This window comes from Pseudoalteromonas sp. MT33b (assembly GCF_014117385.1).
GTDB lineage: Bacteria > Pseudomonadota > Gammaproteobacteria > Enterobacterales > Alteromonadaceae > Pseudoalteromonas > Pseudoalteromonas lipolytica.
Map to the genome: position 1 here is coordinate 2,833,460 of NZ_CP059831.1, position 24,447 is coordinate 2,857,906.

The following is a 24,447-nucleotide window of genomic DNA, read 5'->3' on the forward strand; positions in this document are numbered from 1 at the left end:
GTCACTATAGACTTTATAGTTAAGTTATCAAGCAAATAACTAAGGCCGTGCAATGAGTGGTTGTGGTTGCGAAGTCGAACTAAAAGATGCGAAACAAAAACATGTGCTGTATTGGTTGCTAGGTATTAATGCGGTTATGTTCTGCGTTGAGATTACTGTGGGCCTATATGCAAACTCAACGGCTTTGATAGCAGATTCAATGGATATGCTGGCTGACGCAATTGTCTATGGTATTGCTCTATATGCCGTGAGCCGATCTTTAAAGCATAAAGCCAATGCAGCCCTTATCAGCGGTTACTTTCAGCTGACACTCGGAATACTGGTAATCTTTGACATAGTAAGAAGACTCGGAGAAGGTGAGCCTCACTCTTGGTTCATGATCGGCTTTGGTTTTGTAGCATTAATAGCAAACGTCATTTGTTTAGTTTTAATCAGAATGCAAAGCAATGGTGAAGTCCATATGCGTGCAAGCTGGATATTTTCAGCCAACGATGTGATCGCAAACTTGGGGGTCATTGCTGCTGGTGTTTTAGTGATGCTACTTGATTCTCGCTGGCCTGACATTGTGATTGGTAGTGTGATTGCAACCCTAATTTTAAGAGGGGCTTACCTGATTATTACTGATGCGAAGAAAGAGCTGAGCAACGCAGAGTTAACAAGCGAAAACAATAGCTGTAGTGGAAGTAAATCAAAATCATGTTCTTAAAGGAGATGGATAATGAGTGCTAATTATTTAGAGAAAACACAAATATTAGACTTAGATGATCACAGCATCCAATCTCTAATAGCAGATCGGAATTGGAATACAATGGATGAATACAACACAATAGGAGCTGCTTACACCTTTGTTAAAGATGAGATTCAGTTTGGTTACAACCGCAGCGATGATATATCTGCGAGTGAAGTTTTAGCGGATGGCTATGGACAGTGCAATACCAAGGGAAACTTGTTAATGGCTCTATTCCGAGCGCTTGGTATTCAGTGCCGATTTCATGGTTTCACGATTGACCAACAGCTTCAGAAAGGCGCTATTCCTTCTTATGTATTTTGGCTTGCCCCAAAATCCATTATCCATAGCTGGGTAGAAGTGCTCTATGAAGGTAAGTGGATCAATTTAGAAGGCTTCATTCTCGACGAAGCTTACCTAAGTTCAATTCAATCCAAATTCAGTCAAGCTAAAGATAATTTTTGTGGTTATGGAATAGCTACTACCTGCATAAGTAACCCAGAGACGAACTGGGTTGGTAAAGATACTTATATTCAAAAAGAAGGCATACACGACGACTTTGGCTTTTATGACTCACCCGATGAATTCTATGCTGAGCAGGGAACCAATCTAACGGGTATTAAACGTTGGGCGTACCAAAACTTTATCCGTCATATCATTAATTGGAATGTACAAAGGCTTAGAAGAAAAAATGTAACCGCCGAGGCTCAACATGCATAACCACTCTCACGGTCATGATCACCCTCACAATGATGAGGACGCTTCGAGACGCATTGGCTGGGCTTTTTTTCTAAACCTCACGTTTACCATCATCGAATTTATCGGAGGTTGGTTAACCAATAGTACGGCAATCATGGCAGATGCTATCCATGATTTAGGAGATAGCATCTCCATAGGCACCGCATGGGGATTAAATAAGCTCAGTAACAAGCCTGCCTCTAGCCAGTTTTCATATGGTTACAAGCGCTTTTCATTGCTTGGCGCATTGATTAACGGTTTGGTATTAACTGTTGGTTCTGTTTTTATACTAATTGAGGCCATACCAAGATTAGCTAACCCCGAAATGCCTCAAGTCGAAGGAATGCTTTTATTAGCTATTTTTGGCATGGTGGTAAACGGTTACGCTGCCTATAAGCTAAGTCATGGAAAGACCTTAAATGAACGAGTTTTAAACTGGCACTTGCTTGAAGACGTTTTAGGTTGGATAGCTATATTTATTGTATCAATCGTATTGATGTTTGTTGAATGGCCCATACTCGATCCTATTTTATCAATTGGGTTTACCCTTTTTATTTTATTTAATGTTGTAAGAACACTGAAAACGACACTTATGCTCTTCTTGCAAGCGACACCAGATATTGATCTTATTGAAAATATTAAATCGAAAATAGTTTCTAAAGCCATTGTGGGTGAAGTACATCACTTACACATCTGGTCACTTGATGGTGAACACAACGTTTTAACCGCCCATATTGTTTTAAACACTGAAATATCTAACGAAGAGCTGAAATCGTACAAGCTAGAGTTGCGACAGGAGCTTAAAGAGTTTGATTTTGCTCATACAACAATTGAAATAGAGTTCATAGACGAGCAATGTCGTGACGCAAGCTAAACGATAGTGTTAACATTGGCATAACTAAGAGATAGTTGAAACGAAATGAATATTAAACAATTCCCTGCATACATCATGATAGTGCTGATATTACTTCAGTCATTTTCTGCTGTGGCAAAAGTTGCTGATGTTCATATTGTTGATTCCGAGCATATAAAAACCGAGCATGTTCATGCTTTAGATGACCACATTTCTTCTGAAAAATTAATACAATCATCAGCAGATAATGACCAACACAACCCCGCTGATTGTCATCATTGCGGACACTGCAATGGCTCGCATGTACAGTTTGCTACGCATGTTTACATCAGTAGAGACATTGATTTCAAATCAAGTCAGGTATTTGATTATTTAAAAGTAGTCATTGAAGCTCCCCCTTCCAGATTACTTCGACCTCCCAAAAGTTAGTCCTTTTATTTAATTGGCGCGTTAGGCGGTGAAGCCAACGCTCGTTTCATAAAATAAACAGGACAAAATATGAATATGTCTTATTTTAAGGCCCCCGTACTTGCTTGGAAGAAAGTAAAACGGTTGCTTCTGTTGTCGTTTTTAGTGACAACTAATAATGTATTTGCAAATGACTTAACTGTTGATTCAGTTTCATTGTCAGAGGCAATACAACGAACACTTGCAAACAACCCACAGCTAACAGCTTTTAAATACAAACAAAAGCGTTTAGACGGCGAGTTAGCTACCGCAGGGTTAAAACCTGAATATAACGTCAGCGCTGAATTGGAAAACTTTGCAGGTACAGGTGATGTATCTGGATTCAGCGACGCTGAACTTACCTTATCAATATCTTCCGTGGTGGAATTGGGAGATAAGGTAAATAGCAGAAAGCTTTATGTTAATGCCCAACAGCAAGCAATAGCTGTTGAAAAAAGAATACAAACACTCGATATTTTGGGTGAAGTAGCAGCTCGCTATATCGATGTTTTGACGTTACAGCAAATCATGCTCGTCAATGAAAATGCAGAAAAGCTAGCACGAGAAACCTATCAAACTGTCTCCAAAAAAGTTCGTGTTGGTTCGGCACCGTCATCAGAGCAAAAACGAGCTGATGCAGCTTTAGCAACAGCTCGACTAAAGACGCTAACCATTTCCAAGCAGTTAGAGGCCAGTGTTCGTAAGTTAGCTATTATGTGGGGAGAACAATCACCGCAATTCTCTCGTGTATCAGGCGATTTATTTGCACTTCCCAAAACAATATCACTCGAATACATCATGGCTCAACTTTCTCAAAGTCCTCATATATTAGCTTATGCAGAGCAATCGAGAATTCAGCAAGCTCAATTACAATCAATCAACGCACAAAGCCACGCTAATATAACGTGGAGCGCAGGTGTGAAAAGACTTGAAGGTAGCAATGAGACTGCGTTGGTTGCAGGAATTAGCGTCCCTCTGTTTACGAGTGATAGAAATAGAGGCAGCTATCAATCTCAAAAAGCAAAACTCGATGAAGTTGAGCAGCAACGGAAAGCCAGTGAGCGAGCAATTTACAGCCAATTAGCGACATTTTATGCGGCTCAGGAAGAGGCTCGCCTTACGGTTGAAACCTTACAAACCAGTATTATTCCGCCTCAAGAAAGTGCTTTGTCATTAGTGCAAAAAGCCTATTCGGACGGGCGCTTTAGTTATTTAGAGCTAGTTTCAGTTCAAAAAGAGCTTATTGAGATGCAATATGCGCTTATTTTTGCCGCAAGTGAGGTTCACAAACAAAGCGCCTCCATTGAGTCCTTATCAGGCATTCCATTAATTTCTTCCGGCAATACAGAAAGCCAACTTTCAAGCTTTATTGAGAATTAATCATGAAAAAGAAAAATATATTAAATTCACCAATCAGCCTTTTCAAATTAATGCTTGTTGCTGTAATTGGTTTCACCTCCATCACGACCTCAGCCAGTGAAGAACACAAAGATGAAATAGTCTCTATGTCTGTTGAGATGGCTAAACAAAACAGCATTGAAACAGTAGCAGCAACTAGCGGTGTTATTCATAACGAAGAAGTTGTATATGGAAAAATCGTTGCCGATCCTGCCTCACTTGCGCACGTTAACGCTAGATTCGATGGTGTTATTAAGGAAGTAAAAGTCAATCTCGGCGAAGAGGTCAAAAAAGGTGAAACGTTGGTAGTGATTGAATCCAATGAGAGCTTAAATCAATATTCGATAAAAGCACCAATGTCTGGGCGTATAGTCGCTAGGCAAGCCAATATTGGCGAGCTTACAAATGGTGAAAACTTGCTGACAATAGCCAATTTTGACGTGGTTTGGGCACAACTATCAGTGTTTCCTACTCAGCTAAGTAAGGTTAACGCTAACCAGCAGGTGCTAATTCATAGCACTGAATTTAATCAAAGTGCGCAAATTAGCTATTTAACACCATCACTAAACGACAAGCCATACTCATTGGCATTTGTAAAATTGGATAACAAAACCAACAAGTGGCCGCTTGGCACTGTAATTAAAGGTGCGGTTACGACCAGTCAACACTCTGCTCCAGTTGTTGTGCCAAAAGGAGCCATTCAAGAGTTTGAAGGCAAAGATGTTGTTTTTATTAAAGAAGGCAATGAATACCACCCTAGCGCCGTAAAAACTGGCGCTTCAGACGCTATCAATATTGCTATCATCGACGGTTTGAACGTCGGCGAAAGTGTGGTTGTAAAGAACAGTTATCTGCTAGTTGCTGATCTAAAAAAATCGGAGGCTGGACATGAACACTAATCTCCGACCTTTTTGTCCTCTACATATTGGCTTCAGTATTATCGAGGTGAAAATATGATCGCTTGGATACTAGAATTATCTATCCGTAGACGTGGTACTATGTTGCTTATGGCCTTGTTTATCATCGCTTTAGGAATATGGAACTATCAGAAGCTACCTATTGACGCTGTGCCAGATATAACCAATGTACAGGTACAAATAAACACGCAGGCTCAAGGTTATTCACCTTTGGAAACAGAGCAACGGATTACGTTTATCGTCGAAACGGGCTTGGCAGGTTTACCTAAGCTGGATTATACCCGTTCACTTTCTCGATATGGCCTGTCGCAAGTGACTGTTGTGTTTGAAGAAGGCACAGATTTGTATTTTGCCAGAAACCTAATCAATGAGCGACTTAGCGCAATTAAGGAGCAACTACCGTTTGGCATTGAACCAGAAATGGGACCAATTGCTACGGGCCTCGGTGAAATATACATGTACAGTATAACTGCCGACGAAAGTGCAAAGCAGAATAATGGCTTACCCTATGATGCGATGGCGTTAAGGGAGATCCATGACTGGGTAGTGAAACCACAACTTGCATTGGTTAAAGGGATTACGGAAATCAATGCAATTGGTGGCTATAAAAAGCAATACCATATCAATCCCGATCCGTTAAGGATGTTGCACTTCGGTATTACCAGTGAAGCACTATCAAATGCAATAATGCGAAATAATGCAAATCAAGGGGCTGGATTCATCGAAAGAAGCGGACAGCAAATTCTTGTTCGTTCACAAGCTCAGTTGCAATCTATTCAAGACATCCAAAACGTCATTATAAAAAGCGACGACGGCACACTTGTAAAAGTTAAAGATGTCGCCGAAGTTGCGATAGGAAAAGAGCTAAGGACAGGAGCTGCATCACTGGAAGGCAAGGAAAGTGTGATTGGCACCGCAATGATGCTGGTAGGAGAAAATTCACGCTCGGTGGCATTGGCTGTTGGTGACAAGCTTAGTGAAATCCAAAACAGTTTACCTCAAGGCGTGTCCATAGTTCCCTTATATGACAGGACAACTCTGGTTGATAAAGCAATTAGCACCGTACAGAAAAATCTTATTGAAGGTGCATTACTGGTTATCTTCGTATTGTTCCTATTACTGGGTAACATACGCGCCGCTTTGATTACCGCCGCAGTAATTCCTTTGGCAATGTTGGCAACAATCACGGGCATGGTTCAAAGCAAAGTCTCTGCGAATTTAATGAGTCTGGGAGCCTTAGATTTTGGATTGATTGTCGATGGCGCGGTAATAATCGTTGAGAACTGCATTAGGCGGTTAGCAGAAAGCCAAAAACGAAATAGTTCTGTCATTTCCCTGAAAGAACGCCTAGACATTGTTTATTCTGCTACCAATGAGGTTATACGACCTAGTGTTTTTGGCGTATTGATCATAACGATTGTCTATTTACCTTTGTTTACCTTATCGGGTGTCGAGGGCAAAATGTTTCATCCGATGGCCGCAACGGTGATAATCGCTCTATTGTCTGCAATGGTATTTACCTTCACGCTAGTCCCCGCTGCGGTTGCTTTATTCTTGAAAGGCAAAATCAGCGAAAAAGAAAGTCCAGTAATTGTCGGCGCTAAGTCAGTTTATAGTCCTGTTTTGAAGTGGGCTTTAAAACTACGTTGGCTAGTTGTTTGCGGCGCTGCTTTACTTGTGACATTTAGCATATTACTTGGTAGTAAATTAGGATCTGAATTTGTTCCTCAACTTAATGAAGGTGACATTGCACTGCACGCGATGCGTATTCCGGGCACGGGTATTGACCAAGCTGTAGAAATGCAGAAGGTACTTGAACAACAAATTATGAAATATGATGAAGTTGTTACGGTGTTTTCAAAAACGGGCACAGCAGAAGTTGCGACAGACGCGATGCCGCCAAATGTGACTGATACTTTTCTGATATTAAAGCCGAGAGAGCAATGGCCCGACCCTAATTTAACGAAAGAGGATTTTGTTGAAAGGCTGGAAAAAGATCTCAGCTCTATTCCCGGCAATAATTATGAGTTTACTCAACCAATTCAGATGCGATTTAACGAATTAATTAGCGGAGTAAGAGCTGATTTAGGGATTAAGCTCTACGGTGATGATCTATCCCAACTTGTCATTTCTGCACAAGAAGTTTTGGCTACACTCAATACAATTTCAGGTGTTGCTGATGCGCGGCTCGAACAAGTTGATGACGTGCCTATCTTTACCGTTAACCCCAAGCCTGAAGCATTAGCGCTATACGGGTTGGATGCAAGCGACTTACAGTCTTGGTTAAAAACAGTCGTGTCAGGTGAAGGCGCAGGGTTAATATTCGAAGGTGATCGTCGATTTGAAATTGTAGTTAGATATCCTGAGCTGTTGAGAGCCAACCTTGATCAGCTAGGTAATTTGCCAATCGCGACAGAAAGTGGTGAGTTTGTACCTGTAAGCGAAGTTGCAGAGTTAAATTATACGACAGTTCCAAGTCAAATAAGCCGAGAAAATGGTAAGCGACGAATTGTAATTACAGCAAATGTTAGAAACCGAGATCTAGGCTCATTCGTACAAGAGGCACAGCAAAAAATTCAACAAAATGTTGAATTGCCTGCTGGTTATTGGCTTGAGTACGGCGGAACATTTGAGCAACTTGAGAGTGCAACGCAAAGATTATCCATCGTAGTACCTGCCACATTGTTTGTAATTTTGACACTGCTTGTCATAGCATTTAGTTCAATAAAAGATGCCCTGATCATATTTAGTGGTGTGCCTTTAGCACTTACAGGCGGCGTATTGGCTTTGTGGTTAAGAGACATGCCTCTTTCAATTTCTGCTGCTGTTGGATTTATCGCTCTTTCAGGGATAGCTGTATTAAATGGACTGGTGATGCTGTCATTCATTAAACAGCGATTACTTGAAACAGGAGAGCTAATAAACTCAATTATCGAAGGTGCAACTATCAGGCTTCGCCCTGTATTAATGACCGCTTTGGTTGCTAGCTTAGGTTTCATTCCTATGGCATTAAACGTCGGAACTGGGGCTGAAGTTCAGAGGCCATTAGCAACGGTGGTAATTGGAGGGATTATTTCCTCTACTTTACTTACTTTAGTTGTTTTGCCTGTTCTATATAGAATTGTTTACAGTAAATACAAATCTTAACTTTAATTTAGAGGCTTCTCGTAATGTTTTCGAGAAGCCTTTTGTTAAGTTACTTTTGCTCGTTCAGGTGTGTAAAAAGACCTATTTAAAACTAAATTACTTTTAAGACGCCGCGATACATTTGTATCTGACAATGAAACTCATGCTCTCCCTGTGACAAGTTTAATAAGGTAATTTGAGTAATTTCATTTAACTTAAGCTGTTCGCTTATATCCAATGAAGGAATAAGCATTATTTCAGCGCAGGGGGATTGCTCTTTATGACCGTTATGAACGCACGTCATTATTGCTAATTGCGCAGATTATGAATGAAACTGGTAAACGGATTATCATTTTTTGTACTGACAGAACCATTAATAATCTTTGAACAATCGCCCCGTTTGTGAGTACTTTCAATGTCCTCAAGAATAGACTTTAATGATCGGCCTAGCCGATCAAGGCGAGTAACTATTACCTCATCACCCTACCTGATGAAATCGATTAGCTTCTTTAACTTTTTTCATTTCTAACCGAAGTACCAGACACATTGCCTTATAATATTTTTTTACAACCATAATAGCCCAACTGAACAGTTGAGCATTCAAATCTTGTTCTCTAGTAGATACTCTTGCAAAACCACTTTCATGTGTAGGAAACTTTTAGCTTTCGGACATGAACGAGATAAAAGATCAATATTCGTTCATTTAAAAAGTGAAATAAATGACAACTCTAACTATCAAGATTAATTCTTCCACATGCTTTAACTGTGTCTTCACTTGTACACGAGCTTACATTTGTTGAAGCTCAGCTTGTAGTACTTTGAGTTCCCACATTAGATTGTTAACTAAAGCCAATTCCGCCTGTGTCTATCACAAGTTCAAAACTCAAACTCTAAATATAAGCTGATTTGATCTCCTTCAAAGAAGATTTTTTGCCCATAAACTCTTACACCGAAATGTGTAGATTAGTACTGATTCACAATAATTGCGCTGAAATTGAGTCAATCGTATTACAAATACTCTTATTGATACTGGCTCATTACTTGCAATTTTTCGAGAACATGACCACATGTAGAGAATAATAGGCTAACAGTGGGAAATATTTACACTATCAATGTAAGGATTACTTATGAAATACTCAAGATTTGCTGCAATGATCATCACCTCAACCATTGCTATGTTTGTCATGATGTATCTCAACACTTACGCAGTATCACATATATGGTTTAGTGAAACGCGTATCTATATGGCGTTGTATATGGGAGCAGGTATGGCAATGATCATGCTGGCCTTTATGCTTGGCATGTACAGTAACAAGAAGCTCAACATGGCTATTTTTCTATTGGCGACAATACTGTTCGCCATATGTCTTTATCTTGTTCGCTCTCAAAGCACAATTTCTGACACTGCCTACATGAAAGCGATGATTCCTCATCACTCCATTGCTATTCTTACTAGTGAGCATTCAACTTTGGAGGATGTACGCGTGCGTGAATTGGCAAATGGTATTATTAAAGCCCAACGAAAAGAAATAAAAGAAATGGAATGGCTGATTAAGGATATTTCTGAAAATGGAAAGGTCAGCTCACAAGCTCAGGCTGAGCAACGACCGCTCCCAAAGTTTGAAGGCACACTGAACAAAGGAGACTAAGATGACTAAGACAGCTACCCTGTACAGAATGGTCACTGACGAACATATCTGCCCCTATGGTTTAAGGTCGAAAGATTTGCTGGAGAGGCAAGGGTATGATGTAGAAGATCATAAGCTCACGTCAAGACAACAAGCTGATGACTTCAAAGATAAGCATGATGTCAAAACTACGCCACAAACCTTTATTGAAGGAAAGCGTGTCGGAGGATACGATGACTTAAGAGAGTATTTTGGTAAAGATGAAGCAGGTCAAACTGGCACAACCTACACGCCAGTTGTAGCCATTTTCTCGATAGCTGCACTTCTTGCTGTCGCATCTCAACATTTTGCTTCCGGCTCATTTATCTCCATCAGAACACTGATGCTATTTATAGCTTTTTCAATGACGCTCTTAGCGGTGCAAAAACTGAAAGACCTATACAGTTTCACAAATTCGTTTATTACTTATGATTTACTAGCGATGAGATGGATAAGATATGGTTATATTTATCCCTTCATTGAAGCATATGCAGGTATTGGTATGGTTGCCCAACTACAGCCTCTCGCAGTGGCACCATTTTCATTGTTTATCGGCACAGTTGGAGCAATTTCAGTTTTCAAAGCCGTTTACATTGACAAACGCCAGTTAAAGTGTGCCTGTGTAGGCGGCGATAGTAGTGTGCCACTTGGATTTGTATCGCTATCTGAAAACTTATTTATGATCGCGGGAGCATTGATTATGCTGCTGATGTAAAGGTATAGCTCTATTCGGCGGCTCCTTAACTGTTAAGATTAGACCTAGGATGCCAGCCCACACCTTTCTAATCCATATGTAACATTTTTTCTGTCGTACTGGCATCAAGATAACCAGAACTGAGCAAACAATCTCAAAGGTTGTACAAAATAACACTAAAGCTTTTTCATTAAGTTTTATTGTTATGCTCTTGTGGTGGCTTTCGCCACCACTTTATTAGTTTTCAAGTTCCACCATATCTTTCGCTGCAATGTCACCAGACACTAGCTTTACAGTTGCGAAATGATCATTCACAATTTTAGTAATTTGTACCGTTCCTACCTTTTCGATAGTGTAGGGATCGTCACCTTCACTCAATACTATTCTTTCATGGAATCTAATAACACTGTATTTTTGCCCAACCTCTGCGCCATGCTTAGCACCAATACAGATTAGAGTTCGATTATCAGAACTTTCTACTACCTGACCTCTCATCATGTATTTATGATAAAAAGTGGTATTAGAACAACCCACTAAATATAAACCGAATGTAAGCAATAAAAGAGCTTTTATATAGGGTGTTTTCATCACTGTTACCTCATTTGACTAACTAATTATCTATACACTTTTTTATGAATTCATTTGTTTTTCCGGCCAGCCCCCGAAGGTGCTTGATGACAACTCCAAGGCTTATGAACAGAGTTATCTTTGATGTTCTGATCAACAAATTTATAGTAACTTTCTTTAGTATGTGTCCACCAATCATCATGAACATCTGCGCCATACTTACGGATTACCTCCTCAATCCCATCAAGGCTTACGTTTGCGGCATCATAGGCAAGGTGTATTTCACCTTCTTTGATGTTGTAACTAACTTCATCTATACCAAAAAGCTGATCTATTTCTTTTACTAACTCGTCACAGCTTTCTTCTGTGACATTGCTAAGCTTTAGATTTCGAACAACTAAATTTTGCTCTCTAACGCCAACTCTATGATCTAAATCGCTCATAATTTTTCTCCTAATGTTTGTGTGAATGCTGTTGATTGCTATCTTTCATTTCTTCCATTTTCCGGTTCATCTGCGGCATCATGTTCTCCATCATTTCTAAATGATGTTCAGTCATCTTGATTTGTTGATGCATTGGCATTTCTTCCATATTTTTGTGCATGGATTGCATCATCTTCATCATTGAACGGTGATGTTCAACCATCATCTGCTGTTGCTTGTCAGGATCTTTTTCAGTTTTAATGGCATGGACTTCCTTTTTCATTTCCATCATTTTTTTATGCATTTCTCCCATGTTCTCATGTGGTATTGTCATGCCTTGATGCATATCAGCTTTGTTCGCACCTTCATGTTTATGCTCATTGTTTTGGGCAAATGAGCTAGTGGTTATCAGTAGTGAACTAATAAATAAAATTGATTTAGTTAACGTTTTCATGATTTTTACCTTCTACACTTTTATTAAAACTTGGGATCCAACTTGGTGTCGATTCCATATACCTGTGGTACTCCGAACCAAATTCAGCAATCGCCTGTGCTTCTTCGCGTTTCGCTAGCTTGACGTAAACAACGACTAAGATCGGAAACATCGCAAGTGTTGGGATTGTCGGCCACTGCAATAAAAAGCCGAACATGATTAGAATGAAAGCTACATACTGTGGGTGGCGACATCTTGCATACCATCCAGTTGTAGCCAATTGATGATGTTTTTGCGCGTGATGCAATACATTCCATGCTGAAGACAACATAAAGAAACCTGCAACAATAAACACCATACTCACTATATGAAATGGGTCCCAATGGGCATCACCTTGAAATCCAAAGAAAGTATGTAATAAATGCCCATTTTCATGCGCAAAGAAATTTACTTCTGGATAGGTCTCCGTCAGCCACCCCGACAGAAAATAGATAGTTAAAGGAAAGCCATACATTTCAGTAAATAGGGCAACAATAAAGGCAGAGAACGCGCTTAGACTTCTCCAATCAGTTGATGTTTTTGGTTTGACAAAACTAAAGGCAAAAAAGATAAAAATTGCTGAGTTCAGTATCACCATTGACCATAAGCCATAATCATATGTTTCATTCATCACTGCTCTCCTTTTTATGTGATTCCTTACGTGCCTTTTCTAAGCCTTGTATGTAGCCATCGCGATAGGCTGCATTTTTATCCGTGAGTTCTTGAAAGCTCTCTTCCTTTTTTTCATCAGGCGCATGTGAATGATCGTGACCATGTTTACCATGACTGCCATGCATAAATACGTGCATCAAGGGGCATAGCAATAAAATCAAGTAGGGAAGAAATTGCAGCGTATGTTGACCATGCTCAAGCACTAAGAAGTAGGTCACTGCGGCAATAAGTGCCAGTGCAGCCCAGCCTGTAGGTGTTGACCAAAAATTAGGGTGTTGATTTTTCATATTGCCCTCCTAAACGACTTTTAAGACACCGCGATACATTTGCATCTGACAGTGAAACTCATGCTCTCCCGGTGACAAGTTTAATAAGGTAATTTGAGTAATTTCATTTAACTTAAGCTGTTCGCTTATATCCAATGAAGGAATAAGCATTGTTTCAGCGCAGGGGGATTGATCTTTGCGTATAAACTTCAAGGTAACAGGTTGGCTAGCAGACACCTGAATTGAGGATGGGGAATACACGCCATCCCTCACTTCAATGAGTACTTCATTACCTTGAACGATTGTTTTATTGGGTTTATATAGCCAAAACCACCAAACAATCAGCGCGATTAACATTAAGCCTAATAAGTTAATTAACATCATCGCTCTTCTCCTTAATGCTCTTTTGCTTTAAAAAAGCGAAGTCGATTTGCATTTGACACCACAGTCAATGACGAAAACGCCATTGCAGCACCTGCAATTACAGGGCTAAGCAGAATGCCAAAGAAGGGATATAGAACCCCCGCAGCAAAAGGAATCCCAGCTACGTTATAGACAAACGCGCCAAACAAGTTTTGTTTGATATTTCGTAAAGTAGCTTTGCTTACCGCTATGGCATCGGCAAGGCCATGAAGTGAACCACGCATTAGGGTAATGTCAGCACTTTCGATAGCTACATCAGTCCCTGTGCCTATGGCGAAGCCAACATCGGCTAACGCTAGCGCAGGAGCATCGTTGATGCCATCTCCTGTCATACCAACAATTTCGCCACTGCCTTGTAGCTCTTTCACCTTGTTGGCTTTATCTTCTGGCAGCACCTCAGCAAGAAATTCGCTAATACCTGCTTTTTTGGCAACAGCGGCAGCGGTTTCCTTGTTATCACCTGTTAACATGATGACGCGTATACCATTAGCCTGAAGCCGTTTGATAGCAGAGATTGAGTCTGACTTAATGGGATCTGCGACAGCAATGATTGCGGCAAGTTCACCATCTACAGCAAAGTACATAGGTGTTTTGGCTTCTTTGGCTAAAGACTGGGCTTTTCCAACAAAGCCTGTGAGGTCTATGCCTTTTAACTTCATTAGTTTATCGTTACCAAAAAGCAGGACTTTATTGTTACAGTTTGCTTCTACACCAAAACCCGTAATAGCATTAAACGATTCAATTTTTAGTAACTCAATATCCTTATCTAAAGCACTTTCAACAATCGCTTGCGCTAAAGGGTGCTCTGAGCCGCTTTCTAAACTTGCTGCAAGCTGTAGTACGTCTTTTTCGTCAGTAGCTTTTGCTAAAACAATATCGGTTACCTTAGGTGCCCCTTCAGTAATAGTGCCCGTTTTATCTAAAATCATGGCAGTGATTTTAGAGGCGGTTTGCAGTGCCTCACCGTTGCGAATAAGTACTCCGGCTTCTGCTGCTTTTCCTACTCCCACCATGACAGACATAGGCGTTGCCAAGCCTAAAGCACACGGGCAGGCAATAATAAGCACAGTAGTTGCTGATACGATAGCAAAAGCAATTGCTGGCTCAGGGCCAAAGTTAAGCCATGCTAACGCACTTAACACCGAGATGATCATGACTACAGGAACGAAATAGGCGGAAATAACATCGGCCAAGCGGCCAATCGGCGGTTTTGAATTTTGCGCTCGTTTCACCATATTGATGATCTGTGCAAGCGCCGTGTCTTTACCAACGCGTGTCGCTCTAAATAAAATCATGCCTGATTTGTTCAAAGTACCAGCGACAACCTCATCTTCTTCGGCTTTTTCAACAGGCATAGGTTCGCCTGTCAGCATGGACTCATCAATAGAGGTGTGTCCTTCCAATACAACGCCATCTACGGGAATTTTTTCACCCGGCTTTACTTTCACAACATCATGAAGCAAAACCTGTTCGATACCTATCTGAACCTCTTTATTATCACGAACTACAGTTGCCGTTTTGGCCTGCAAGCCGATAAGACGTTTAATGGCCTCAGAGGTTTTACCTCTGGCTTTTATTTCTAATGCTAGACCTAAATCAATTAAGCCAATGATCATGGCGGTAGCTTCAAAATAGACATGTCGTGCCATCAATGGAACGGCGTCAGGTGCAAACACAACAACCATTGAGTACACCCAAGCTGTACCTGTTCCCAAAGCTATTAGTGTGTCCATATTAGCGGAGTGGTTTTTAAAGCTTTTCCAAGCGCCAACATAAAAATGCTTACCTGAAAAATACATAACACCAAAAGTTAAAATACCGACAACCAGCCAAGACATGCGTTCAAGGTTTGTTTCAACTGTCATTTCTCCAACTACAATGCTGTAGATCATCAAAGGAACGCCGAGTGAAAGGGCAATAAACGTATCGCGCATTAGCTTTTTGTAATATGCCCAATCCGCCGCCTCTTTCTCGTCAAGCGCATCTGTTGCTGAGCTATCATCAATTGGCTTCGCGTTATACCCCACTGACTCAACAGCTTTGATCAATTCTTCTGTCTTAGCTGTCCCAGAAACTGTTACAGTCCTATCAGCAAAATTCATTTCTGCACTGACGACTCCATGAGTTGCCTTTAACGCCCCTTCAATTTTGCCTACACAGCTAGCACACCCAGCGCCTTCAATGATGAGCTGTTGGCTTTGTGATGTTTTTTCCAACGTATTCTCCTTACTTTTACACGAAGAGGATTGAGTTTTTGCCTGACAGCAACAGCCTGATTCGGTTTCTATATTTGTATTAGTAGTTACCATTTTTCCTCCTATGCCTTTTTAATTTGTTCAAAGTTTTCGATGAGATGACAAACCATGTTTGCAGTCGGCGCTTTGTCTTCCATTTCTTCCCATTGAGAAAGCGCTGAAGACATTTTCCCTCGAAGTGCCAACATTGCTTGAAACTGTTTTTCTGTTTCTTCAAGCCGCTCTTTGATGAGGCTTCTGACTAATGGGCACGCACTTGTACCATCTTCAGATTCATTAAGAATTTGCTTGATATCAGCAACGGAAAAACCAAGATTTCTGGCACTTAAAATGAACTTAAGTCTCGATACTTCTTTATTCGAGTATGACTTGTAGCCGTTCACTGACTTAGCAGGTTTTAACAGTCCCAATCGCGTGTAATAGCGCACCGTATCAGCAGTCGTTCCAAGGCTTTTTGACAGTTCTGCTACTTTCATATTTACTCCTTAGTTTTTCACCTAAGTTTGTACTCTCACCTACAGCTTAGACCTGTGTCTAAGACACAGGTCAAGTACTAATTCTAGTGAATAAGCTAAAAAATAATTTTTTGGTAAAAGAGAAATCTCGGCCAAAATCGACAGCATTAAGTACTGTAAATGGCAATAGTTTGAGAATTTTCATAGTGCCTTCAAAATATCGTACTAATCGTTCAAAACAATTGATTATTTAAATCAATGAATAAGTCATTCTATTTTTGATGGGAGTGGCGAAAAAAAGACGCACTGATCCCGTGATTAGCCAATAATTGGTGGACGATAAAGTAAGAGATGGATACCAGATTTTGGTAGAGGTGTACGCTGTAGAAATAGCTCAGAGTAAATATTGCAAATACCTTCCTCTTGCGCTTGCACAAGATAGGGATTTAAATGAAAGCTTGAACAAAATCCCCCCTCACAACAAACACAATCACTAGCTTTACATTTTTCACAGACTTCATCACCATGACGGTGTTTAGAGTCTTGCGAGTTTACAGTGTGATAGTGACTATTGTCATTCATTGATTGATGGTGAATATTTTTGCTTCGTTGCATAATATGCGTGTCGGAAGATCCATTTTGATGTTCTTCACAATTCATTGGCTTAGCTGTAGCAAAACTATGCTGCGTAAGCAACACAGTTATTATCACTATTTTAAACCACCTGAAAAGTCCAAACATTATCATTCCTTCTTTAGCTCCTACAATATTAGCCACTTTATAAAAATAATTTTATGATCTTGATCAACCTTTGAACTAAAACCTAAACTTTTTACTTTTTTAAACAGCTTAAACTTAACAAGTATAAAAGGGGTGTCTGATTTATACTCATGAGATTGAAGCCAAGCATGAGCACCATAAAAAAAATAAAAACCCTACGCTCATAACTAGGTATTGAGTAAGGGATCATTTTTCCAATTGTTCAGCTTTAAGCGCAGTACTTTGCAACAATCGGTTCTATCCCGAGCACACCCAATTCCCGTTCATCAAAAGTGATAAAATAGTCTATTGTACGTCTTTCAATGGCGATGTTTTTTGGCTTGACTCTTTAACCTTTACCATTCGCCAACTTTACTTCTTAGCTGATATTCCACCTTGATAGGTATACACCAGACTGGCACAGACTGAAAACAAGAAGTAGCTTACTATTACTGCTCTTAGTTCTTTCCAAAAAAACTATTAGCTAGGCCTTTCCTAACATAACTAAAATGGTTTAAATCCCAAAAAACAAAAGCTACCATCAATATAGTTGCGGTAGCTCTCATCAAGTCAATATAGTATTTCTTCACATCAGAGCCAGAACTTGATACCTGCAACAAAAGCAGTATCACGAGTACTTTGCCCATTTAACTTCGCAAATTCGGCTGTATTACCAAATTTATTTGTCCACTCAACGCCAACATAGGGAGCAAACTGGCGGGTAAACTCATAACGAACCCGAAAACCAATAGCACTGCTAGATAAGCCACTACCAAGGTTATTTTGGACGTCATCCTTACCGTAAAGCGTCAACTCTGCTCGTGGTTGAACAATTAACTTTTGAGTAAGTAATAGCTCATACTCAGCTTCGATCGAAAATGCACTATTACCTTGCTCTCCTAAATACGCAGTCATATCAATTTCAAACCAGTAAGGGGCTAGACCTTGTAAACCAAAAGCTAGCCATTTGCGGTTTTCACCTTCGTTATTGTAATCAAGTCGAATACCGACTTGTGTATCCCAATAAGCAGATATTGCGTGGCCCCATAGAAAATCTGTTTGGTTCTCCTCTAAATTACCTTCGCTAAAATCTCCCTCAGTTTTGATGACTAATCTATCAAAAGTAGTGCCATACCATGCCTGAAAGTCAAAAACACCTGCGTTTGTTTGCTCATTATATTCAAGACGATCCCCTAGTAGCGCGTAAAATGAATGCTCATCTGCCAAAGTCAGTCGTTTGTCGCTATTGAGTGCATAAGGACCTTCAGTCAATGTTGTACCTGCGGCATAAGCATGAGGGTCTCTAGCATCTTTAGGTGCATCTCCACCTTGTGCTTGCATTTTAGAATCACCCATCTCAGTCATCTCATCTTTTGCAGATACAGATACACTTATAAGGGGCAAACCTATTAATAATAGTTTTAACGTATTGGTTAGTATTAATTTTCTCATGATACAACTACCTCTCTAAACATACCTGCATCCATGTGGAATAATAAATGGCAATGCCATGCCCAGCGACCTACGTCATGAGGTGTTGTTAAAAAACTAATTCTTTGCGCTGGTTGTACAGGGATAGTATGGCGACGAACCTGTACATCACCTTTTTCATTCTCCAAATCGCTCCACATACCATGCAGGTGCATTGGATGTGTCATCATTGTATCGTTTTGTAAAATAACTCTTAAACGTTGATTATGCTTCATGTGAACTGGCGTGCTTTTTCCAAATTCCAAGCCATCAAATGACCAGCTATAACGCTCCATGTTTCCAGTTAAATGTAATTCAATTTCAGCCTCAGGCTCTTGCTGGCTTGTAATTCCCTCAAGAGAATGTAAATCTGCAAGTGTTAAAACACGGCGTCCATTTTTACGTAAACCTATACCGGGATCATCAAGGTTTGTTCTAGGCATATCAACACGCATATCAACAGAAGCTCCATACTCTGTTTTTGCATGACGCACTTTAGTGCTAGCAACAGCTAATGGGTTTTTAGTCATTCCATGTTTACTATGATCCATTGCCATCGCTCCATGACCCATTGCACTATGATCCATTTTATTAGAATTCATGCCCGACATACCTGCCGTATCAGCCATTGTAGAATGCACACTATCATGGGTCATATTGCCCATCATATCTGTCATCGTTAACCACTCAACGGGGTCTAAAGAAGGTACTGGTGCATCAACGTTAGGTGCCATTGATAAAGTACCTTTAGCATAACCTGAGCGATCCATGCTTTGTGCAAAAATCGTATATGCGTCATTTTTTGGCTCGACAAGTACATCATAAGTTTCACCGGGACCAAATCTAAATTCATCTACTGTCACAGGTTCAACATTTTGTCCATCAGCTTGTACAACTGTTAACTTCAGCTCAGGTATTCTTACATCAAAAAACGTATTGCTAGAACCGTTAATAAATCTAAGCCTAACCTTTTCGCCAGCTTTAAACATTCCACGCCAATTTGTCAAAGGCGCACAACCATTCATTAAAAAAGTCATTGCAGATGCTGATAAGTCTGCAAGATCTGTAGGGTTCATTCTCATTTTATTCCACATTTCCCGGCGTTGTAGCGCATTTGAAACGCTGCTATTTGAAATGTCATCAAAAAACTCTGGAACAGTAGGTTGATTAAAGTTAAATACATCGCTCTGTACTTTTAACTTGCGAAACAAATCCATTGGGTCATCATCAGTCCAATCAGACAATTGGATGACATGCTCATTGTCAGCACTAATAATATCCTTTTCTCTTGGCTCAATAATTAATGCGCCGTACATACCTGTCATTTCTTGAAAACCACTGTGTGAGTGATACCAATATGTGCCGCTTTGTTGCAGCTTAAATTTATAAACAAAGGTTTCACCCGGCATTATACCTTTAAAGCTAATACCCGGTACGCCATCCATTTGATACGGAAGAATGATCCCATGCCAATGAATTGAACTCGGCACTGATAATTTATTCGTTACCCTGATAGTAACGTCATCACCTTCTCTGAGGCGCAAGGTAGGAGCTGGTATTGAGCCATTGATTGTTGTAGCCATTCTTACAACACCTGTGAAGTTTACTGGTGACTCATCTATCACCAGATCTATGACTTCCCCACTTAGTTCGGGCGCAGTACCTGTTGAAGTTCCAGCAAGCAAAGATGAAGCTGCATGAAGAACACTTGGAAAAGCAGCTAATACACCGCCAGCAGCTAATCCTTGTACAAAGCGTCTACGTGGCGTAGAAACTTGATGTAATGGATTGTTATTTCTCATTTTACTCTCCGTTGTTTGAACAATAAATTAATGTGACCAATGAATGTGCTTAATCTTCCATTCACCATTTTGTTTTTCCAGCACCATCGTTTCCATGCCTTGATAATCGCGTTCAACACCTTTATGAGTACCTGTAGTTTGACTGCGCGACGCAGAGATAGCGGTATTTCCAAGTATCGTCACTTGATGTTCAAGTGTGTCGCTCTTCATCGCTGCTAAATACTTCATATCCGACAACATATGATGATGAGCATATTCATCAGCGCTCCTTTCAACGCGGCCTCCCTCGAAAATGGTGACATCATCCGCTAACTGCGCTCTAGCCTGTTTTTGATTGCCAGTTTCAAGTGCTTGATGAAATGCCAAAACAACTTTTGCGGCTGGGGTATCTATACCTTTAAACAAACCTTTGTCTTTGTTCTTATCACCATGAGCGTTTGCTGCGAAACTAAACGTCATTAATAAAACGAGTAATATATTTATTGTTTTCATTTTCATTCTCTCTTTTAGGTTTTAATTTGCAGGGCCAACAACACTAGTAAGCCCAGCCGTTACAGATAAAATGGCAAAAGCTACTACCATTTCTATCGAGATAGATTTAGATAAAGCCTCTCTGCCTTGACTATTTTTAAGTTGTGGAACGAGTATTAGTTTATGTTTAGCAGCAAGTGCCAAAATAGACACTACAAGGGCCAATTTAAACAACAGTGTTTGTCCGTAACTTGAGCTTATTAGTGCATCAAGACTTCCGACCAATTGAATCACGAGCCAGAGGCCTGCTACCAACAATAGGCTCAATGTAAAACTTGCTTGTTTGCCAAAGCTTTCCATCAGCAAATGAAGTTCTGCATAACTTAGCTGATGGCAAGCCTGTTTTAGTGGCAATAACGCCCCAAACCACCATGCCATAACGAGCACATGCAAAATAAGCAAGCCTTTTTCAATTGTGCCTAACTCAGAAATATGACCCAGTAACGTGAATGAGTATGCAAGGATTAATAAACTCAACATTAAAGCGCTTTGTTTTAAGTACGAGTTCACAGCGAGTTTGAACCTTAAAGCTAAAGCGATTATTGCGGTAACTAGCCCAAGCGCTCGAAGCAAAGCTCCAGTGCCGACAGAGGAGTCCCACATAATAGCCAATATATCAGCGTCTATCGCCCCCTGAATTCCCTCTTCTGCCATTGCACCAGTACTGGCAAAGAACCAAGTAATATTAGCGATCAAAGCCATAACTATATAAGTTCTTGTCCACGTTAAATTCGCTATTACAGCATTACTATGAGATTCATTATGCTCAAAAATTTGTCTGAAAAATGTATAGCCGGCAATACAGGCAAAGCCGACGTAAAATACAATTTTTGACAGTACAATGACTGTATTCCAGATATACATTTCCATATCAATCACACAGCCTTACTAATGAACCATAAAGCCGAAGCTATCTTTCATTTTATGTCCATCTTTACCTAAATAGGTCACATCAACGATATAGTTTGTTGGAGCTAATTTAGGTAGTTCCCATGAAAACTCTCTGGAAGCTTCTTTTGATGGTTTAAAGTCAAATTTAATATTTTCACCTTTTTTATTTTTCAACGTAACTTTAACTACACGTACCTCTTTGCTAAATCCCAATGTCAATTTTTCTGGAGTATTCATTAGCATTGCATTATCAGCAGGCACGCTTTTTTCAAGATGCACATGTGCAAATACTGCACTACTAAAAACAACACTGATTATGGTTAAAAGTTTAATTAATGTTTTCATATATACCTCTATTTATTTAATGGATTAACGACTAAATTTATCTTTGAAAATTTGATTACTTGGAATCCCAGCATCTGTAATTATTTTTTCCACTTCACTCATCATTGCTTCTGGACCGCACAAGTAAAACTCAGCCAAATGCAGTTCTGCTTTTTGGTTCATATACGGCAGAAGTACTTTTTGAACATAGCCTGAGTGCCCTTGCCATTCTTCTGAAGGATTAGAAAGAGTAGGAATATAAGAGAAGTTTTTATGCTTCTCACTCAGTGACTTCAATTCATTATGGTATAGCAAGTCATCTTCAGTTCGCGCACCATAGATAAGAGTCAAACCACTTTTATCTTTATGCTTTTTCAACTGTTCAAAAATAATAGACCTCAGTGGTGCAAGTCCTGAACCCGCACCTATAAACACGCGACTAACTTTTTTATTTGAAGTGGCATAAAAATCAGAAAAAGGGCCTCTTGCAGTTATCGTTTCACCTACTTGGAGTGAACCTAAATAACTTGAACCTATTCCTGCTTTAAAACCATTCTTTGCGGTCTGCCAACGGATATTAAACATTAACTCATCAGACTCCTCGTCAAAGTTAACTAATGAGTAGTGGCGAGTTACACCGTTATGAGAAAATTTTCCATGATAGTAGCTATCCCAGTATTTTTCATAGCACTCTGGCATATCATCTGGACGTAAGCTATTCATCCCTGCTGGCACATCAAATTGCATATATGCACCAGCTTTAAATGCCAACTGTTTGCCTGATTTCAGCTTAAATTTCACTTCCTTGATAAAAGGAGTAATGAAATTAGTCGCAACCACAACTAGCTCATGATTTTCAATATTGCGATCAGTATTAACTTCAATCGAACTAATTTCAGAGAACCTATGCTGACATCCAAGCCGATAACCTTCCTTAAGTTGCTCCTGAGATAAATGTTCCTGTTCAGATAGTGTGATAGGTAATTTAGTTGAACTTAAGAACACGCATTTGCCACAAGTACCGCCACCACCGCAACCTGAAGGAAGGTATACATGTGAACTAGCTAGCCCTTCTAATACAGTTGAGCGACCAACTGCTGAGATGTCAGTAATAGTATTTTCATTGGAAAACGTCACTGCCACTTTTTGCCTGTTAGTGCCCCAACCTAGCTTCAGTAAACCACTTCTATACTGTTGTATCAGCCAAGTAACACCAGTAATTGAAAGGAATAGCGTTGCAAAAGCAAATGCAATGATCAACCAATGGTTAAATCCTCCAGAATTGCCATAGTCCATAAAGTGAAGCTTCATCATCAGATCTTTCAATCTGAAATCATCATTGGCATGGCGAAGTACTTGACCTGTAATACTATCTAAATAAATAGTTGTATTGTTCTCATCCTCAACGGCAACTTGCCACATAGGATTTTGCTGCCTTACGTGATCAGAAAACGGAGGTTGAGATAACACTGGAGTAGTTAACTTACCCTGTCCTGAGTAGGAGTTTTTTGCCAAAGTTAGTACTTGTTCTTCAGACAAATTAAATGGCTTTCCTGTTACAGCATCAAATAGCTTTGAGTGGCGCTCTTGATAGCTATGCTGCCCCTTATCGAACACAAAATGATAGTAAGGCTGATGTAAAACCCATATAAGGTTTACTTCCTGCGGAGCATTACTAGTAATGTCTTTAATAGGGAATAGGTCAAAGCCTGTAATGCTACCTTCATGATGAGAATGAACTCTAAGTTCATTACCACTGGCTTTACTGTGATCCATCAAATTGAAGTAAAGGCCCGTTCCCAACCAAATAAGCAGTTGTAAACCAACAAATAAAGAAAGCCACTTGTGTATCGTTGTATTTAACTTAAATAGTCGCATCAAATGACTCTCTTTTTATTTGGGGAAAGCACTCGGTAATAAGTCAATACTGCGCCAGTAATTGCTCCCATTAGACCTAGAGTTGCGACCAAGAACAAAAACCAGTTTGATACGTTTTCTCCATCATAGTAATCCATAATGTGGAACCGCCACATCCAATCAAACAATCGCCAGTAATCATGACGCTTGGCAACAAGTGATCCTGTTTGTTGACTTATATAAAATGTCGGTGTGGAGAATTGCTCAAACGTCACTCTCCAAACAGGTAAATGCCTTGGGGACAACTCAGCAGGCAAGTTTGTCGCTGACTTAATCAACCTTATGCTGTCGATTTGATGATTCAGCGCATAATGGTATTGTGCGATTTCTTTAGCCTTGGTTTCATCTACAAGGGCCTGAACAGCTCCAGTTTTAGCATCTATTGCTACTTTTCCATTTTCTCCATTAATAAAAGAATACAAAGGACGGCCCATACTTTGAGTAAGTGTAACTTGGCTAGCTTTAGGATAATCCGCAGCTAGCTTTACAATGGAGTAATCCATACTTGCTAAATCTATTTTGGCTTCCTCACTCTTAGCCAAGGTTTCGCCGTGTATATAGTGAATATCCATAGTCACCATATACACGCCTGTAATAGACCAGAAGAGGAATTGTATTCCGACAAATGCCATTAGCCATTTGTGATATTTTCTA

General features: G+C 40.0%; 27 protein-coding genes. 9 read left to right on the forward strand and 18 right to left on the reverse strand.

The annotated features are described in order from the left end of the window. Window positions 1–52: 52 nt before the first annotated feature. The 7 genes from H3302_RS12810 (at window position 53) to H3302_RS12840 (ending at window position 8,227) form a co-directional block, all read left to right on the forward strand. Window positions 53–706: a cation transporter gene (locus tag H3302_RS12810; RefSeq protein ID WP_016708230.1), complete on the forward strand. Its 654-nt coding sequence runs from the start codon at window positions 53–55 to the stop codon at window positions 704–706. Window positions 707–718: 12 nt separating this feature from the next. Further along, window positions 719–1,447: a transglutaminase family protein gene (locus H3302_RS12815; RefSeq protein WP_016708231.1), complete on the forward strand. Its 729-nt coding sequence runs from the start codon at window positions 719–721 to the stop codon at window positions 1,445–1,447. Then, entirely contained in the window at window positions 1,440–2,339 is a 900-nt protein-coding gene (locus H3302_RS12820) for a cation diffusion facilitator family transporter (protein WP_016708232.1), read from the forward strand. The genes H3302_RS12815 and H3302_RS12820 overlap by 8 nt, the downstream gene beginning before the upstream one ends. A 75-nt stretch (window positions 2,340–2,414) precedes the next feature. Continuing rightward, window positions 2,415–2,747 carry a hypothetical protein gene (locus tag H3302_RS12825; RefSeq protein WP_227006811.1) on the forward strand — a complete coding sequence of 111 codons (333 nt, stop codon included), beginning with the start codon at window positions 2,415–2,417 and terminating at the stop codon, window positions 2,745–2,747. Between the two features lie 75 nt (window positions 2,748–2,822). Beyond that, window positions 2,823–4,145, forward strand: a complete 1,323-nt coding sequence (locus H3302_RS12830; RefSeq protein WP_231387283.1) for a TolC family protein — start codon at window positions 2,823–2,825, stop codon at window positions 4,143–4,145. Between the two features lie 2 nt (window positions 4,146–4,147). Beyond that, window positions 4,148–5,062, forward strand: a complete 915-nt coding sequence (locus tag H3302_RS12835; RefSeq protein ID WP_016708235.1) for an efflux RND transporter periplasmic adaptor subunit — start codon at window positions 4,148–4,150, stop codon at window positions 5,060–5,062. A gap of 54 nt (window positions 5,063–5,116) precedes the next feature. Next, complete coding sequence (locus H3302_RS12840) at window positions 5,117–8,227, forward strand: efflux RND transporter permease subunit (protein ID WP_016708236.1); 3,111 nt, start codon at window positions 5,117–5,119, stop codon at window positions 8,225–8,227. A gap of 91 nt (window positions 8,228–8,318) precedes the next feature. Here H3302_RS12840 and H3302_RS12845 read toward each other — a convergent pair whose 3' ends face one another. Further along, window positions 8,319–8,510 (reverse strand): cupredoxin domain-containing protein, encoded by a 192-nt coding sequence (locus tag H3302_RS12845; protein WP_227006812.1) that lies wholly within the window; start codon window positions 8,508–8,510, stop codon window positions 8,319–8,321. Window positions 8,511–8,515: 5 nt separating this feature from the next. Further along, window positions 8,516–8,677 carry a hypothetical protein gene (locus tag H3302_RS20010; RefSeq protein WP_353956868.1) on the reverse strand — a complete coding sequence of 54 codons (162 nt, stop codon included), beginning with the start codon at window positions 8,675–8,677 and terminating at the stop codon, window positions 8,516–8,518. Between the two features lie 656 nt (window positions 8,678–9,333). On the opposite strand from H3302_RS20010, the gene H3302_RS12850 reads away from it, so the two are divergent. Together H3302_RS12850 and H3302_RS12855 are read left to right on the forward strand one after the other, a co-directional pair. Continuing rightward, window positions 9,334–9,855, forward strand: a complete 522-nt coding sequence (locus H3302_RS12850; RefSeq protein WP_008109672.1) for a DUF305 domain-containing protein — start codon at window positions 9,334–9,336, stop codon at window positions 9,853–9,855. 1 nt (window position 9,856) lies between these two features. Then, window positions 9,857–10,588 carry a MauE/DoxX family redox-associated membrane protein gene (locus H3302_RS12855; RefSeq protein ID WP_016708238.1) on the forward strand — a complete coding sequence of 244 codons (732 nt, stop codon included), beginning with the start codon at window positions 9,857–9,859 and terminating at the stop codon, window positions 10,586–10,588. Between the two features lie 216 nt (window positions 10,589–10,804). Here the strand turns inward: H3302_RS12855 and H3302_RS12860 are convergent, their stop codons facing one another. The 16 genes from H3302_RS12860 to H3302_RS12935 all read right to left on the reverse strand — a co-directional run bounded on the left by H3302_RS12860 (window position 10,805) and on the right by H3302_RS12935 (window position 24,425). Beyond that, window positions 10,805–11,155 carry a hypothetical protein gene (locus tag H3302_RS12860; RefSeq protein WP_062566151.1) on the reverse strand — a complete coding sequence of 117 codons (351 nt, stop codon included), beginning with the start codon at window positions 11,153–11,155 and terminating at the stop codon, window positions 10,805–10,807. A 50-nt stretch (window positions 11,156–11,205) separates the two neighbouring features. Then, a complete protein-coding gene (locus H3302_RS12865) occupies window positions 11,206–11,577 on the reverse strand; it encodes a hypothetical protein (protein ID WP_019677951.1) in 372 nt (123 codons plus the stop codon). Between the two features lie 10 nt (window positions 11,578–11,587). After that, a complete protein-coding gene (locus H3302_RS12870) occupies window positions 11,588–12,010 on the reverse strand; it encodes a hypothetical protein (RefSeq protein WP_062566152.1) in 423 nt (140 codons plus the stop codon). Next, entirely contained in the window at window positions 11,994–12,659 is a 666-nt protein-coding gene (locus H3302_RS12875; RefSeq protein ID WP_016708241.1) for an isoprenylcysteine carboxylmethyltransferase family protein, read from the reverse strand. Before H3302_RS12875 ends, H3302_RS12870 begins: the two co-directional genes overlap by 17 nt. Next, window positions 12,652–12,987, reverse strand: a complete 336-nt coding sequence (locus H3302_RS12880; RefSeq protein ID WP_016708242.1) for a DUF2933 domain-containing protein — start codon at window positions 12,985–12,987, stop codon at window positions 12,652–12,654. Before H3302_RS12880 ends, H3302_RS12875 begins: the two co-directional genes overlap by 8 nt. Window positions 12,988–12,996: 9 nt before the next feature. Next, a complete protein-coding gene (locus H3302_RS12885) occupies window positions 12,997–13,350 on the reverse strand; it encodes a cupredoxin domain-containing protein (protein WP_045979597.1) in 354 nt (117 codons plus the stop codon). An 11-nt stretch (window positions 13,351–13,361) separates the two neighbouring features. Next, window positions 13,362–15,605 carry a heavy metal translocating P-type ATPase gene (locus H3302_RS12890; protein ID WP_045979598.1) on the reverse strand — a complete coding sequence of 748 codons (2,244 nt, stop codon included), beginning with the start codon at window positions 15,603–15,605 and terminating at the stop codon, window positions 13,362–13,364. Window positions 15,606–15,706: 101 nt separating this feature from the next. Further along, window positions 15,707–16,120, reverse strand: a complete 414-nt coding sequence (locus H3302_RS12895) for a MerR family transcriptional regulator (RefSeq protein WP_045979599.1) — start codon at window positions 16,118–16,120, stop codon at window positions 15,707–15,709. A 297-nt stretch (window positions 16,121–16,417) separates the two neighbouring features. Next, window positions 16,418–16,840, reverse strand: a complete 423-nt coding sequence (locus H3302_RS12900) for a hypothetical protein (RefSeq protein ID WP_045979600.1) — start codon at window positions 16,838–16,840, stop codon at window positions 16,418–16,420. 609 nt (window positions 16,841–17,449) lie between these two features. Further along, complete coding sequence (locus H3302_RS12905; protein WP_045979601.1) at window positions 17,450–18,310, reverse strand: copper resistance protein B; 861 nt, start codon at window positions 18,308–18,310, stop codon at window positions 17,450–17,452. Further along, entirely contained in the window at window positions 18,307–20,130 is a 1,824-nt protein-coding gene (locus H3302_RS12910) for a copper resistance system multicopper oxidase (RefSeq protein ID WP_045979602.1), read from the reverse strand. The genes H3302_RS12905 and H3302_RS12910 overlap by 4 nt, the downstream gene beginning before the upstream one ends. A 27-nt stretch (window positions 20,131–20,157) precedes the next feature. After that, the gene (locus H3302_RS12915; RefSeq protein ID WP_008467847.1) at window positions 20,158–20,628 is read right to left on the reverse strand and encodes a DUF4440 domain-containing protein; all 471 of its coding nucleotides are present in this window, start codon (window positions 20,626–20,628) and stop codon (window positions 20,158–20,160) included. Between the two features lie 15 nt (window positions 20,629–20,643). Further along, window positions 20,644–21,531 carry a copper resistance D family protein gene (locus tag H3302_RS12920; protein WP_045979603.1) on the reverse strand — a complete coding sequence of 296 codons (888 nt, stop codon included), beginning with the start codon at window positions 21,529–21,531 and terminating at the stop codon, window positions 20,644–20,646. A gap of 18 nt (window positions 21,532–21,549) precedes the next feature. Continuing rightward, the gene (locus H3302_RS12925; RefSeq protein WP_016708251.1) at window positions 21,550–21,897 is read right to left on the reverse strand and encodes a copper resistance CopC family protein; all 348 of its coding nucleotides are present in this window, start codon (window positions 21,895–21,897) and stop codon (window positions 21,550–21,552) included. Between the two features lie 24 nt (window positions 21,898–21,921). Continuing rightward, entirely contained in the window at window positions 21,922–23,754 is a 1,833-nt protein-coding gene (locus H3302_RS12930; RefSeq protein ID WP_045979604.1) for a 2Fe-2S iron-sulfur cluster-binding protein, read from the reverse strand. Then, on the reverse strand, window positions 23,754–24,425 hold the full coding sequence (locus tag H3302_RS12935; protein ID WP_249328008.1) for a PepSY domain-containing protein: 672 nt from the start codon (window positions 24,423–24,425) through the stop codon (window positions 23,754–23,756). The genes H3302_RS12930 and H3302_RS12935 overlap by 1 nt, the downstream gene beginning before the upstream one ends. Window positions 24,426–24,447: the final 22 nt, after the last annotated feature.